General features: G+C 44.9%; 15 protein-coding genes. 10 read left to right on the forward strand and 5 right to left on the reverse strand.

What is annotated here, in order from left to right:
- Positions 1–12 precede the first annotated feature (12 nt).
- The 8 genes from AC6R00_RS08540 to AC6R00_RS08575 all read left to right on the forward strand — a co-directional run bounded on the left by AC6R00_RS08540 (position 13) and on the right by AC6R00_RS08575 (position 6,891).
- Complete coding sequence (locus tag AC6R00_RS08540) at positions 13–192, forward strand: hypothetical protein (RefSeq protein ID WP_371717512.1); 180 nt, start codon at positions 13–15, stop codon at positions 190–192.
- A gap of 9 nt (positions 193–201) precedes the next feature.
- Positions 202–1,413: an MFS transporter gene (locus AC6R00_RS08545; RefSeq protein ID WP_500640057.1), complete on the forward strand. Its 1,212-nt coding sequence runs from the start codon at positions 202–204 to the stop codon at positions 1,411–1,413.
- A gap of 94 nt (positions 1,414–1,507) precedes the next feature.
- Complete coding sequence (locus AC6R00_RS08550) at positions 1,508–2,779, forward strand: DASH family cryptochrome (RefSeq protein ID WP_500640058.1); 1,272 nt, start codon at positions 1,508–1,510, stop codon at positions 2,777–2,779.
- The gene (locus AC6R00_RS08555; RefSeq protein ID WP_500640059.1) at positions 2,769–4,313 is read left to right on the forward strand and encodes a cryptochrome/photolyase family protein; all 1,545 of its coding nucleotides are present in this window, start codon (positions 2,769–2,771) and stop codon (positions 4,311–4,313) included. Before AC6R00_RS08550 ends, AC6R00_RS08555 begins: the two co-directional genes overlap by 11 nt.
- A gap of 98 nt (positions 4,314–4,411) precedes the next feature.
- The gene (locus AC6R00_RS08560; protein WP_367937181.1) at positions 4,412–5,140 is read left to right on the forward strand and encodes a sulfite exporter TauE/SafE family protein; all 729 of its coding nucleotides are present in this window, start codon (positions 4,412–4,414) and stop codon (positions 5,138–5,140) included.
- 35 nt (positions 5,141–5,175) lie between these two features.
- On the forward strand, positions 5,176–5,469 hold the full coding sequence (locus tag AC6R00_RS08565; protein ID WP_239824915.1) for an antibiotic biosynthesis monooxygenase family protein: 294 nt from the start codon (positions 5,176–5,178) through the stop codon (positions 5,467–5,469).
- A gap of 22 nt (positions 5,470–5,491) precedes the next feature.
- Complete coding sequence (locus AC6R00_RS08570; protein WP_494504250.1) at positions 5,492–5,920, forward strand: YccF domain-containing protein; 429 nt, start codon at positions 5,492–5,494, stop codon at positions 5,918–5,920.
- A gap of 161 nt (positions 5,921–6,081) precedes the next feature.
- Positions 6,082–6,891, forward strand: a complete 810-nt coding sequence (locus tag AC6R00_RS08575) for a substrate-binding periplasmic protein (protein WP_500640060.1) — start codon at positions 6,082–6,084, stop codon at positions 6,889–6,891.
- A gap of 39 nt (positions 6,892–6,930) precedes the next feature.
- On the opposite strand, the gene AC6R00_RS08580 is transcribed toward AC6R00_RS08575, so the two are convergent.
- A complete protein-coding gene (locus AC6R00_RS08580; RefSeq protein WP_500640061.1) occupies positions 6,931–7,704 on the reverse strand; it encodes an ABC transporter substrate-binding protein in 774 nt (257 codons plus the stop codon).
- The gene (gene hisC / locus AC6R00_RS08585) at positions 7,688–8,806 is read right to left on the reverse strand and encodes a histidinol-phosphate transaminase (protein WP_500640062.1); all 1,119 of its coding nucleotides are present in this window, start codon (positions 8,804–8,806) and stop codon (positions 7,688–7,690) included. Before hisC ends, AC6R00_RS08580 begins: the two co-directional genes overlap by 17 nt.
- A 148-nt stretch (positions 8,807–8,954) precedes the next feature.
- Between hisC and AC6R00_RS08590 the strand changes: the two genes are divergently transcribed.
- Positions 8,955–9,833: a LysR substrate-binding domain-containing protein gene (locus AC6R00_RS08590; RefSeq protein ID WP_500640178.1), complete on the forward strand. Its 879-nt coding sequence runs from the start codon at positions 8,955–8,957 to the stop codon at positions 9,831–9,833.
- Between the two features lie 21 nt (positions 9,834–9,854).
- Here the strand turns inward: AC6R00_RS08590 and AC6R00_RS08595 are convergent, their stop codons facing one another.
- Positions 9,855–10,721: a glycerol kinase gene (locus tag AC6R00_RS08595; RefSeq protein ID WP_500640063.1), complete on the reverse strand. Its 867-nt coding sequence runs from the start codon at positions 10,719–10,721 to the stop codon at positions 9,855–9,857.
- 48 nt (positions 10,722–10,769) lie between these two features.
- On the reverse strand, positions 10,770–11,543 hold the full coding sequence (locus AC6R00_RS08600; protein WP_500640064.1) for an AraC family transcriptional regulator: 774 nt from the start codon (positions 11,541–11,543) through the stop codon (positions 10,770–10,772).
- A 96-nt stretch (positions 11,544–11,639) separates the two neighbouring features.
- Here AC6R00_RS08600 and AC6R00_RS08605 point away from each other — a divergent pair, with 96 nt between their 5' ends.
- Positions 11,640–12,764 (forward strand): multidrug effflux MFS transporter, encoded by a 1,125-nt coding sequence (locus AC6R00_RS08605; RefSeq protein WP_500640065.1) that lies wholly within the window; start codon positions 11,640–11,642, stop codon positions 12,762–12,764.
- A 21-nt stretch (positions 12,765–12,785) separates the two neighbouring features.
- Here AC6R00_RS08605 and nagA read toward each other — a convergent pair whose 3' ends face one another.
- Positions 12,786–13,919, reverse strand: a complete 1,134-nt coding sequence (gene nagA, locus AC6R00_RS08610; protein WP_500640066.1) for an N-acetylglucosamine-6-phosphate deacetylase — start codon at positions 13,917–13,919, stop codon at positions 12,786–12,788.
- Positions 13,920–13,948 lie beyond the last annotated feature (29 nt).

Genomic DNA, 13,948 nt, shown 5'->3' on the forward strand with positions numbered 1-13,948 from the left:
AGATAATGAATCATGTTTTCTCAATCACTTTTTGCTCAGCTAGTGCGAATGATCCTGCTGTTAGCCCTGTCTTTGGTGGCGGTCCACAACTCACCAAAGTTGTTGGAGCTACTGGCGCAGCAGGCGATCAATAGCGGTTGTCATCAGACAACAGGCGACGGTCACGACCATTCCCACCACCATCATCATTAAGGCTTTGCGATGAGCATTTTCCGATTTCCACCAATAGTTTGGCTTGGGATAGCCATTCTGATTATCTGTCTAGGGATTAGGCAATCTTTCGGTATCTTTATGATGCCTATCTCGGAGCATTTTCAGACAGGACGAGAGTTTTTTAGTTTTTCTATCGCACTGCAAAACTTGTTGTTTGGCGTTTTCCAGCCATTTGTCGGTATGGCAGCGGATCGTTTTGGCGCGAAAAGAATCATCATCATGGGCGCGATTGCTTATGGCGCGGGTTTGTACTTAACTTCGATCGCTGTGGAGCCGAGCTTACTTTACCTCTCTTTAGGTGTGTTGGTTGGCTTAGGTCTGAGTGCGACTAGTTATGTAATTGTACTTGGCGCAGTGGCTAAAGTTGTTCCCGCGCAGCACGCAGCGAAAGCTTTTGGCTTAACAACGGCGGCCGGTTCGTTTGGTATGTTTGCAATGATCCCTGGCGCTCAAACTTTACTCAGTGACTTTGGTTGGCAAGGTGCGCTTCAAGGCTTCGCAATCTTGTCCAGCCTAATGATTGCGTTTGCTCTGTTTATGAAAAATGGCCGTGCAACAACAAGTCAATCGTCAGCCAATCAGGAAGATGACAACCAAACGCTTAAGCAGGCGTTAAAGGAAGCTTTCGCACACAAAGGGTATTGGTTAATTCACCTTGGGTTCTTTGTGTGTGGCTTTCACGTGATGTTTATTGCGACGCACTTGCCAAGTTATCTGGCTGATAAGCATTTACCGGCTTCAACTGCCGCGATGGCTCTGGCTTATGTGGGTATCTTTAACATCTTTGGTTCCTATTTCTGGGGCGTAATGGGTGACAGATTCAACAAGCGTCATGTGATGTCCGCACTGTATCTAGTGAGAACCGTTGTGATTGGTGCCTTTGTGACTCTGCCTGTTACAGAGCACACTGCAGCAATCTTTGGTGGGGCGATCGGCTTTTGCTGGCTTGGCACCGTACCGCTGACATCTGGACTGGTTCGCCAAATATTCGGAGCCAAGTATCTGTCGACGCTATATGGTCTGGTGTTCTTTACCCACCAAGTCGGTAGTTTTCTAGGGGCTTGGGCTGGTGGACGAATCTACGATTACTACGGATCTTATGACCCAATTTGGTGGTCAACAGTGGTTCTCGCGTTTGCAGCTGCATTGATTCATCTGCCAATCAATGATCAACCAGTTAGACGTTTGGCGACCGCGTAATTCTGTAATGGATTGATTCTTCAGCTCTTCTTTTTCGTATATGGGTTTGACGATTTAATTGCGTTCGAAACTGCATAAAGTAAAAGAGGAGCTGATGTTGTCTAAAACCGCTGGACTATACTGGTATACCAATGATTTAAGAGTGGCAGACAACTGTCTGCTTGCTAGAGCTGTTGACCAAGTCGATACTTTGCATTATGTATTCTGTAATCCTTCCCTTACTTCCTTTTTGAAACACTATTCGCGAGAAGAGCACTTCGGTTGTGCAAAACAAGTCTTTCTCAAACAGTCTATAGATGCGCTTTCCAGTGCTCTCACGCAGCATAATCTGACCCTTCAAATCGAATCAAAACCTGCGCTAGTTTTTCTCACTGACCTTATTGAAAAGTTGGAAATCACTCACCTTTTTTGTAATCAGAGTGCGGGAAGTGACGAGCAGAAGACACTCGTTCAATTGAGGCAGAAGTTTCCAGCTATCCAGGTTGTGCAGCAGCCCGTCAATACTTTGTTCAATCTACAACAACTGCCTTTCGATGTATCAGAGATTCCAGTTACTTTTACCAAGTTTAGAAAGCAGGTTGAATCTTTATCTATAGAACCTGTCGTTGGTATTAACAGCGAACACGATAATTGCCCATTTCAGAAAGTGGCTGGCGAATATGAACTGGTTTTTTGTGGAGGAGAAAGCTGTGGGCAAGAACATATTGAGGATTACTTCGCAACTTCATTGGCTAGCGAATACAAGAAGACACGTAATGGTTTGGATGGAATGCTGTTCTCAACCAAATTCTCACCTTGGCTTGCATTGGGGTGCATTTCGCCTCGACTGATAGTGAGCAAGCTACGTAATTACGAGCGAAGGCATGGCGCAAACGACTCGACGTATTGGATTTATTTTGAACTGCTGTGGAGAGAATACTTCTATTGGCATGGAAGAAAGCAGGGCAAGCAGTTGTTTTTCGATGGCAAGAAAGCGGGTGATACTCGAATGTCGAGTGGAGATATAGAAGCTTTTGAGTCATGGAAGCAGGGGACGACAGGTTACCCGATTGTGGATGCTTGTATGAATCAACTTAGACTGTCGGGGTACATGTCAAACCGAGGGAGGCAGCTAGCTGCAAGTTGTCTGATTTACGAGCTAGGTTTGGATTGGCGTATGGGGGCGGCCTATTTTGAAACCCAACTGATTGACTATGATGTGAACTCTAACTGGGGTAACTGGCAATATATTGCGGGTATAGGTGCGGCTCCAAATACCACCAGACAATTTGACCTTGAATATCAAACACAGTTGTACGATCCGAACGGTGACTTTATCGCCAAGTGGATTGGACTTAGTTGCAAAGGAGGCAACAGTGAAGTTTGATACCGTGAGACTTATCTTAGGCGATCAGTTAAACAGTCAACACTCTTGGTTCCAACATGTTGATGATTCAGTGCTCTATATCGTAGCTGAGTTGTACCAAGAAGCAGAGTACACGCGACACCACATTCAAAAGGTATGTGCTTTCTTCGCTGCGATGGAGACGTTTGCCCATGAGTTGAAAGAAGAAGGGCATCATGTATTGCACTTAACTTTGGATGATACAGCTCATTTTGATGACCTCTGCCATTTACTCAACAGTTATGTAGAGGATACTCAAGCTAAGTGTTTTCAATACCAACGTCCTGATGAGTATCGGTTGACTCAGATGCTGGAGAGCCTAGTGATCAAAGAATGTGAAGTCGAAATGGTTGAAAGTGAACATTTCTTGCTGCCTTTCGATGAGTTTAGCCATTACTTTGCCGTTGGGAAGCACGTAATGATGGAACACTTTTATCGTAAAATGAGGAAGCGATTTAACATTCTAATGGAAGATGGGAAACCGTTCGGAGGAAAGTGGAATTACGATGCGAATAACCGCAATAAGCTCAAACCGATAGATATCGAGCAATTGCCATTGCCTTTGATGTTCGAAAACCAGATTAATCCTATTTTGGATCGGTTGAAGCGACATCGTATCAAAACGATAGGACATACTGTTGAACGCTTGTTGTGGCCAATTAACCGCAATCAAAGTTTGTCCCTGTTAGCCTATTTCTGCCAAGTCTGTTTACCTAACTTTGGTCGATTTCAAGATGCGATGACTTCTCAGCACAGCTCGAAATGGAGCTTGTACCACAGTCGCCTGTCATTCTCTATAAACGCTAAAATGCTCCAACCTATGGAGGTTATCAATGCCGCTTTGTCTGCATATTCTGCAAATCCAGCGATCGATATCTCACAGGTTGAAGGCTTTATCCGTCAAATTTTAGGGTGGCGCGAATACATTCGTGCGGTCTATTGGGTCAATATGCCGACCTATTCACAACTGAATCATCTCAATGCAGAGAATGCGTTGCCGGAATTCTTTTGGACAGGTAAAACGAAAATGATGTGCATGAAAAATGCGATTGAACAGTCTCTAGATTACGCTTATGCACATCACATCCAACGGTTAATGGTGACAGGTAACTTTTGCTTGATTAGTGAAGTACATCCAAACCAGGTTGATGATTGGTACCTAGGTATTTATGTTGACGCGATCGAGTGGGTTGAGATGCCGAATACCAGAGGTATGGCGCTGTTTGCTGATGGTGGAATTGTGGGTACTAAGCCTTACGCCGCTAGTGGTGCTTACATCAATAGGATGAGCGATTACTGTAAAGAGTGTCATTATAACGTGAAATTAAAAAGCGGAGAGAAGGCTTGTCCCATAAATAGCTTGTATTGGCACTTTATGGTTAAAAATCGTGAATTGTTGACCAAGAATCCTAGAGTTGGAGTCATTTACCGTTCTTGGGATAACCTTGAACCAAATCAGCAACAAGAGGTACTTGAAAGCGCTGAGCAATATCTTGGTCAATTAGATCGACTTTAACCGTTTTTTCAGGGCCTTAGAAGGCATAAAATTCAATGGTAAATCATTGGATTAAGAGTAGTATGGGAGGTACTTCTTTAGTCAATTGTCTGGATAATATGTTCGCTGAATGGATGACGCCTGAGGCATTAATTGCCGCGTTTTTAATATTTCTTGGTTCGTTTGTTCAAACAGCGATCGGCTTTGGTTTGGCGATTGTCGCCGCGCCTTTATTGTTTCTTGTTTCTCCCGATTATGTGCCTGCGCCAATCTGTTTAGTCGCTCTGTTTATTTCAATCCTCAATGCGCTAAAGCATCGAGACAGTGTCGAAATTGGTGGCCTTAAAATGGCACTGATTGGGCGTGTCCCAGGTTCGATAGCAGGTGGCGTGTTATTGGTTATGGTTTCGACCGACCTGCTGGCATTGTGGTTAGGTGCTTTAGTGCTGTTCGCCGTTGTGGTGAGCTTACTCCCTTTTCGCATTGAGCCAACACCAATGCGAATGGGCGTCGCGGGTTTCTTTTCTGGCTTTTTTGGTACCAGCTCTGCAATCGGCGGGCCTCCAATGGCACTGCTCCTTCAGCACCAAGAAGCTAATCAACTGCGTGGCAATTTGTCTGCCTTTTTTGTCTTTAGCTCTATCATCTCGCTTGTGATTCAAATGCCAGCAGGCTTTTTAACCTTACACCACCTTTGGATAAGTATTCCGCTTATTCCAGCCGCGTGGGTGGGCTATAAGCTCGCCATGATGACCACTCAATCATTGCCGAAAGAGAAAATTCGCACTGGCGCTCTTTTACTTTGCTCGATCAGCGGCGCAACGGCCGTTTGGCAAGGTTTGAGCTAGCAGCCCTTTTGTTCATCTTACGTTAAGGAAAAACCATGATACTGGAAGTCGCAATCTTAGATGTTAAGCCAAGCTTAGAGAAAGAGTTTGAACAAAACTTTGGTAAAGCACAGGCTATAATTTCGTCTATGAAGGGTTACGTTTCGCATCAGTTGCAGCGTTGTATAGAAAAACCAAATCGCTATATCTTGTTAGTGAATTGGCAAACATTAGAAGACCATGAACAGGGCTTTAGACAGTCTGCTGAATATCAGGAATGGAAGGCTCTTTTACACCATTTTTATGACCCGTTCCCAACCGTAGAACATTACGAATCAGTATACGGATAGGTTTTCTATAAGGAGAGACAAAGTGCTTAGAATTCTTGGTAATATCATCTGGTTCCTGTGTGGTGGCGTTATCATGGGACTGCTATGGTGGTTCTTCGGACTGCTTGCGTTTATTAGTATTGTGGGGATTCCATGGGGACGAGCTTGTTTCGTCATGGGTAACTTTTCTTTCTTCCCGTTTGGTCACGAAGCTATCGCTCGCGATGAGCTGACCAACGAAATGGATATAGGTACTAGCCCACTAGGTATGGTCGGCAATATCATTTGGTTTTTACTAGCGGGTATCTGGCTAGCGATTGGTCATATTATGTCGGCAGTGGCCTGCTTTGTGACCATCATAGGTATTCCATTTGCGCTTCAGCACCTTAAGTTGGCCTATATATCACTCGCCCCTATAGGTAAGACTGTTGTGCCTAAAGAACAGGCCGCAATGGCAAGGTATTCGAAGTAAAGAAAATCACTAAGCCCCGAAAGGGGCTTTTTACTATCAAGGACTTAGTTATAAAGTGATTGTGCAACAGGTTAGACCAATCGCCAATTGATCCTGTCAATAAGTGGTTTATAGTAGGCAGCCAATTGCTGCCTATTTTTATAAACATAAAGAACAATAATATGACTCGTCAGATTGGTAAGTTGGGCAATCTAGCGATTGGGTGGATAGCGCTCCTTTGGGGGACTTCTAGCCTCGCTGAGCCGATACAATTGGATCTGTATACCCAAGAGTTTCCACCGCTACAGGTCCAAGTTGATCAACAAGCGGAAGGGTATGTGGTGAAGTTCGTTGAAGCGGTCGTTGAACACGCTTCGCAATCGCTCCCTATGGAAGTGGCGAAGGTGCATTTTGCACCATGGAAACGCGCGATTCGAAACACTCAAGAAAATGAAAACACGTTGTTCTTCTCACTTTCTCGTACGCCTAGCCGTGAGCTTAAATATCAGTGGATAGGGCCTGTATCGCCCTACGAGGTTGCGATCTATCGTCATTTTGATGGCCCTAATGTTTCCCCCAACTCTTTTCTAGATCTAAAAAATTTCAGTTTCGCGGCTCAAACTGCGAGCAACTTTGAAGAGGTAGCGAGAGAAGAGGGCTTTGCCAATATTATTCCCGTTAACTATGGCAAAGTGGCGATTAAGTTGCTGCGCGCTCACCGAGTAGATTTTGCCCCTTTGGTCACGTCGAGTTTCCACTATCGCATGGAGCAGTATGGGTATGATCCTAAAGAGTTTGTCGAGGTGGTGAAAGTCGATAAGCTATGCAAAGAGCTCTGGTTAGTGACTGGGAATAAGACATCAGAGCAAGTGGTTGAAGCGTTGCGCAATAGTTTTGATGAGCTTAAAAATCAGGGCAAGCTTGCCGATCTAATACAACAGTATCAACCGGATAGCGAGATTATGGTTCGGTATCGTAATGCGATGAAATAGAAAGTAAAAGAGGCTCGTTTGAGCCTCTTTTAAATTGCGTTAAAGCTCTTCTCCGTAGATATCGAAGGAGAAGTATTTGGCTGCAATTTTGTCATAAGTTCCATTGTCGCGAATCGTTTTAATCGCCTGGTTAAACTTCTCGGCTAATGCTTTGTCATTTTTACGTAACGCCAAAGCGGTGCCCTCACCTATATAGGCTTTGTCTGTTACTGGCTTACCTACGAACTGGAAACCTTGACCAATTTCTTTGTCCAAGAACGCCAGAGCTAATTGGTCTGAGTTGCCAAATGTCAGGTCTAAGCGACCATTTTTCATATCAATGTAGACTTCATCTTGACCAGAGTAGCGTTTGATTTCTGCAACATCACCAAACTTGTCGGTGACATATCGGTCATGGATAGTGCCACTCTGGACACCGATGACCGCACCTTTTAAGCCTTGAGGAGTGAGCTCAATTTTGCTCTTTTCGTTTGCTACAAATCGCGCTGGGGTTTGGTAGTACTTATTCGTGAAGAGGATACGCTTTTTACGCTCTTCAGTGATACGCATTGAAGCCATAATAACATCTGATTTTCTTGCCAGTAGGCTTGGAATTAGCGAATCCCACCCTTGCGATACCCAAGTGCATTTGAGTTTGGCTTCAGTACACAAGGCATCGGCAATCTCGATGTCAAAGCCGACCGGCTTTCCACTTGCATCCATGTAATTGAATGGTGGATAGGTAAAGTCAGAGGCTAGACGGACTTCTTTAGCCATGAGAGGGGCAGATAGTAGAGCTGCGGCGCAAGCAAAGGCACTAAGCATTTTGTTCATGAGTAATATCCCTATTTTTATTGGATGGTGTCAGGGCGCCAGAAAAGTTGCAAATGATTTTACTGACTTCCTGCATACTGGTTTCTGAGCCGATGGTGATTCGTACGCAGTGCTTAAGACTAGGCTCATGACTTTGATTGCGAGTAACGACGCCTTGCTTAAGCAGGTATTCAAACAGCTCAATACCAGGTTGAGTTCGAATCAAGACAAAATTGGTTGAAGATGGGTAGATGGTCTCTATCCAACTAAGGTTCTGTATTTGCTGAACAAAGTTATCGCGTATACGAATCAATGCTTGTGTATTGTCATGCACATGAGTAAGTCCTTTAGGGCTCAGCGCTTTGAGCACAATCTCAGCGGAGCTGTCTGGCATTGGATAAGGAGGAACCAGTTTAGAAATAAACGCCATAACGCTTGAAGAAGCGATGATGAATCCACATCGTACTGCTGCAAGTCCGAAGGCTTTGGATAAAGTACGAATGATGATCAGATTCGGGTATTGTTCGATCAGGTCGACAACACTCTCATTGAGTTCAAATTCAATATAGGCCTCATCTACGACGACAAGCGATTTATCTTGAGTGCTTTCAAGTATTGCGACAATGTCATTTCTTTTAAGCAGCTGGCCAGTTGGGTTGTTTGGTGAACACAGAAACACTAGGTTAGCGCTATCTGCTGCCTTAATTACGTTTTCAACATCCAGTGAGAAGTCAGGGGCTAACAAAGGGCAGTCGATAACATTGACTGAAAATGACTCTGCACAAAATTCGTACATCGCGTAGGTAGGGGTACAAATCGCAATGCTATCTTGCATAGGCTGGCAGAACGTTCTTACTAACAGATCGACCGCCTCATCGGCCCCGCGCACTGCTATGGTTGGTTGCGTGGTTTTGCAATACGCTTGGTATGCTGCAGCGATATCGTGTGGCAAAAAGTCAGGATAACGATGAAGTGCTGGTTGGTGCTCAGTAAAGAGAAGAGGTTGTTCTAGCTCATTGGCATTCAACCACAGCCTACCAGAGCCGCCGATTCGTCTTGCTGATTGATATGGTATTAATTTTTTTATGTTCTCTGGCGCAAGTTTTTCCGCGAGTGACGTCATCTCATATACCTTCACTGAATATTTAGTCAATCAAAAGGGTTTTTATTAGGTACTTTCTCCTAGTGAGTAGTAATTTAGTCAATATGCTCTTTGTGTAGAATCGAAATAAAGGCATACTAGCTATGCAAAAAAGTCATGGATGATAATGATGAATACAAGATTGCCTTCGACGAAAAACTTCCAAGCTTTTCTTTCTACGGCGTATTACCTTAACTTTACCCATGCTGCTGAAGCCTTGAATATGACCCAAGGTGCCATCAGTCGGCAGATTCAAACCCTTGAAGAGATCATGGGAGTTCAGCTTTTTTACCGTCAGGCGAGGGGGCTGTCTTTAACACCGGAAGGCGATAAGTTTGTTCCGTTGGCGGAAGATATTATTAAGCGGCTACAGATGTCGATTCGCGAGGTTGCTGACAGCGCGAATCGAATCAAACTCAACGCCCCGAGTTGTATTACCTCATGGCTGTTGTCTCGTATCGCCAATTTTCAGCAGGCATACCCTGACGTGAACGTTGAGCTAACTTCGACAACCAAACACGAAGCTGTACCGAATTTTGATAGCTTCGATCTGATCATTACCTACGGTAAGCCGACTCGAAGCAAAGTGGTCAATCAGACACTACTGTTTGAAGAGTTTTTAGCGCCAGTTTGTGCCCCAGAACTATGGCAGCAAATCGTGGAAAATGGTGATAAGGACGTGCTCAATCAGTTCACTTGGCTGCATGCCAATCAAGAGCAATCAGACTGGAAGCTATGGCTGGAAAGTCATGGCAATACGCGATTAAAAGGCAAGGGAAACCAAACCTTTGCAACCTTAGATCAAGCGATGAATGCTGCTCAGCAGGGTTTCGGGGTGGCGATTGGTGATCTGACTTTGGCTGCGCAAGATTTAAAACTTAAAAGGTTAATACAACCCTTTGACCTTAGTGTGACCACTGGGAATGGCTATCACCTGTTACACCTTCGAGAGCAAGGCAATGAGATGGTCAGCAAATTGATTGAGTGGCTGACAGAGCGCAATCAATAGCCATCTATCTTTGGCAGCTTATTAGTAAGCCTTGATTCCGAAGGCTTTGAGCTTAGCTGGTAAAACGTCATCGAGTTTGTCGATGTCTGCTGGGAATACCTCTATCAGAGCAAAGTTATGCTGCTGATACAATTCGCGGATAGATTGCTGTTCTTTGTCTGAGGTGTTGCCAGCGTCGCTTCCCCAATACTGCAAATAGACCTTTCCAGTCGGTAAATAGAAGTCACTCAAGACGTCTTGTTCTATCGGTAATTGACGATCGTAGGCGTGAACCACTCCATTCATATAGAGCCAGTTGTCGATAATGAGTTCACCTTTAGAACGCACATAGTGACCGTCTAGAGTGCGATGTTTCGCTTCAAATTTTTGTCTAAAGCTAGAAAGGGACTTGTCTGTGGCATGTGCCACGGCATCTTGCCCAGAAAACTCAATCACAGATTGCTTTAAGCGCTTGTTACGAACGATAGAGTCGTGCCAAACAACAAAACCATAGCCGCTTTCCCTATCTTCCCGTTGATAACCGCCAACTGTTAGTCCAGATTCCGTTACCGTCCAGCCTTTCTCTGTCCTTTCAATCCAACCTAGCTCTTGCAAAAGTTGATTCACTTTTTTGGCATTGAGAGATAAGCGTTCTCCAATTTGAGTTGCACTCATCGTTTTACCACTGGTCGCTACACTGTCTATGAGTAGGTTTTCTGGCCAGACAATGAACTTACCAAACTTCGCATGTTCGACGTATTCGCCACCGAACTTGGCGCCGATCTCGGTCAAAACCCAGCTTTCCTCAGCACGATTAATGTAACCCGCAGATTTCAGTTCGTTGAACAATTGCTTAGGTTCCAGTTCACGTAATTTGGCTAATGCAGTTGTAGAGATTTTGTCGGACATTGGCTTTCCCTCATTGATACGTCATTGTTAGAGTAATCTGCCAATGAATCAAGTTGTTGTGCGCATATATTGGAGCGGCGTAGTCCCTGTTTGTTGCTTAAAGAAGGTGATGAAAGCGCTATCACTTGAAAAGTCTAATTGGTAAGCGACATCGTTGACCTGTTTTCCTTGGGAGAGAAGCTCTATTGATTTCAATAGTCTCCATTGCTGTCGCCATGACTGGTATGGCATCCCTGCTTGGTTGGAAAATATGCGACTTATTGTTTTGCTGCTAGCGCCAATCTGTTTGGCTAAGTTGTTCAAATTTGGCACGTTAGAGTCCGGTTGTTGAAGTGATTCAAGCCAATGATTGAGTCTAGGATCGTTAGGAAAAGGTAGCGTCAGTTGATATTCGGATGCAGATTGGAGCTCTTCCAGAAACAGTTGGAGCGTCGCGTGCATTTCTCGCTTAGGCTTGTCCCATTGCCAAAAAGACATTCTCTCGATCAGAGCCTTAAACAGTGAGTTTACAGAGATGACTTTCACTTCGTTGAACGACGCAACCAGAGTTTCTTCGAAGTAGAGTGAACGATATTCAACGACGTTGTTCATGGTCGCACAGTGGCGCACCCCTGCAGGTATCCAAGCAGCACGGGTGGGGGGCAAGACACTTTTTTTATCGTCTAACTGTATACTGATACACCCTTCAGGAGCATAGAGAAGTTGAGCTTTACTGTGAATATGCATCCCTGAATCATGCTTGCCGATTCGAGCCGCGATTCCGATGACTGAGTTATCTAGTGTATCGACGTCAAATTCAGACTTGTCATTAATTAGCGCCATTTGTTCTTATATTGAAGTTTATTGTTCCAATGTCGTTATTAGGACTTTAACACTCTTGTCTAAACTACGCCCACTTTTTATAGTTGGGATATTGTAATGAATAAGACTCCTTCCGTTGGGGTAATGCTAGCTCTGATGATGTTTCCGCAAATTGTCGAGACTATCTACAGCCCTGCCTTACCCCACATCGCACTCGCTTTTAATGTTGCGAGTAATACTGCTGCACAAACGCTATCGATTTACTTTAGTGCCTTCGCACTAGGTGTCGTGTTTTGGGGAGTGGCTGCTGATTGCTTAGGGCGAAGATGTTCAATGTTATTAGGGCTAGTGGTTTACGGCGTAGCAGCTGTTGGTGCTATGCAGTGCTCGCAGTATGAAACACTTCTATTCATGCGTGCTCTTAGCGCATTTGGGGCAGCGGTTGGTTCAGTGGTTACCCAGACTATGCTACGAGATAGTTATGATGGTGCACGGTTAGCCAAAGTATTTGGTTTGATGGGGATCGGTATATCACTGAGTCCGGTTATTGGGCTAATGTTTGGCGGAGTACTCGCTGATACTGGAGGTCACAAAGCCGTGTTTCTCTCTTTATCAATTATGGCGATAGCTTTGTTCCTACTTTGCTTAGTAAGTTTACCGGAAACCAAGCTTTCTATGAAAGGCAACATCCACATAGTTCCACTTGCCAAGCAAATGCTAGCAAACAGAAACATCTGGATAGATGGGATAATGGTGGCTTGTTTTAATGTTTTATTGTTCAGCTACTATTTGCTTGGTCCATTTATCTTTGATGCTATGGGATATACCAGCAAACAATTTGGATATAGCGGGATTATTTTAGCAGTAGGAACTTTCTCAGGTAGTTGGCTAAACAAGGGGCTTCTTGCCCGAGGTTATGAGTCAAAACTCTTGGTTCAACTGTCGGCATGGGGCGCTATATTCGGGGCGATTATGGTGTGGTTGTTTCAAGACGGAGTTGCCCTGCTAGCCCCAATGCTATTGGTAGTTGCTTCATTTGGTGTAGGGATTCCAAATATATTGAGCCGAGCCCTAATAGAGTATAAATCACAGACTGGTAGCGCTGGTGCACTGTTTGGCTTGCTCTATTATTTGCTGATCGGTTTTGGTTTATCCGCTGTTGGTTTAATGCAAAACTTAGGGGCAGCCCTTCTTATGAGCGGTTTGCTGCTAGTGATAGCAAGTTTGCTTCGTAAGAATTAGGAGGTGAGTACCTCCTAATTCTTAATATAGCTGACCATCGACGAGTACCGCTTGGCTGCGGTAGTTGTCATCTAAAACGGTGGCCGCTGCGCGGAAATTAGGTTTGAGTTTTCCTAGATTATCGCATGATAAGGCGTTGGCAGGATAGGTAGACGCCATTTTCAGCGCTTCTTCCTCTGTAATTCCCCACTGAATCACATTGGCAACGGATTCATCCATGCCGATGTGCGCACCAGCTAAACTTCCTCGACTGTTGACCAGTTTGTTGTCGATAACTCGAATTGTTTCGCCATCGAGCTCAAACTGATTGGTTTTACTTCCGAGAGTCGCCATGGCGTCGGTAACAATCAGTAGCTTGCCTTGAGGTTTTGCCTTGTGCGCAAGAAGGAAGCTTTGTGGGTGGACATGAATACCGTCAGTGATGATCGAGCACCACGCGTGATCATTGTTTAAAGCTGTTCCCACCACGCCTGGCTCGCGACCTTCAAAAGGCGACATCGCATTAAACAGGTGAGTAAAGCCATCCACTAACGAAAGTTTATCTTCAGTTAATTGCTCCGCTTTGGCATTACTATGACCACAGGATAGGGTGATCCTCTTATCTTTCATCCACTGTAGAGCAGATGGCTCGATGTTTTCTACCGCAGCGGTAACCAGTACGCTACCCTGCGTTGGCCACTCAAACTGCTCTAATTGGCTGACTGTTGGCGCGTAAAAAAGATTGGCATCGTGCGCGCCCCTCTTCTCTTTGTTAAGCCAAGGTCCTTCCAAATGTACCCCAAGCAATCCGGAGATCTTGGCGTTGAGGCCTTTCTCGGTGGCAGATAATGCTTGTTGGATATTGTTTGGTGTTGCGCTGATCAAGGTCGGCAATAAATAGGCTGTGCCATGAGTTCTATGGGCGTGGCAAATGGTCTCGATGCCTTGTGGAGTAATGTCGTTGTTGAACATTACATCGCCACCACCATTGACCTGAATATCGATAAATCCAGGTGCAATCAGCGCCCCTTCGAAATGCTGGTGGTCGATACCTTGCGGTAGATTGTCGATAGCCACAATGGATTCGATCTGTTCATCCTTCCAGACTAACGCGGCATGATTGTGGTATTGCTCACCGTCGAAAATACGTGGTGCAGAAATGGCTTTGAGTGCCATGGATTACTCCTTAAACTGAAACGCAGCGC

Source organism: Vibrio sp. R10-SF1-ISO8 (genome assembly GCF_059833805.1).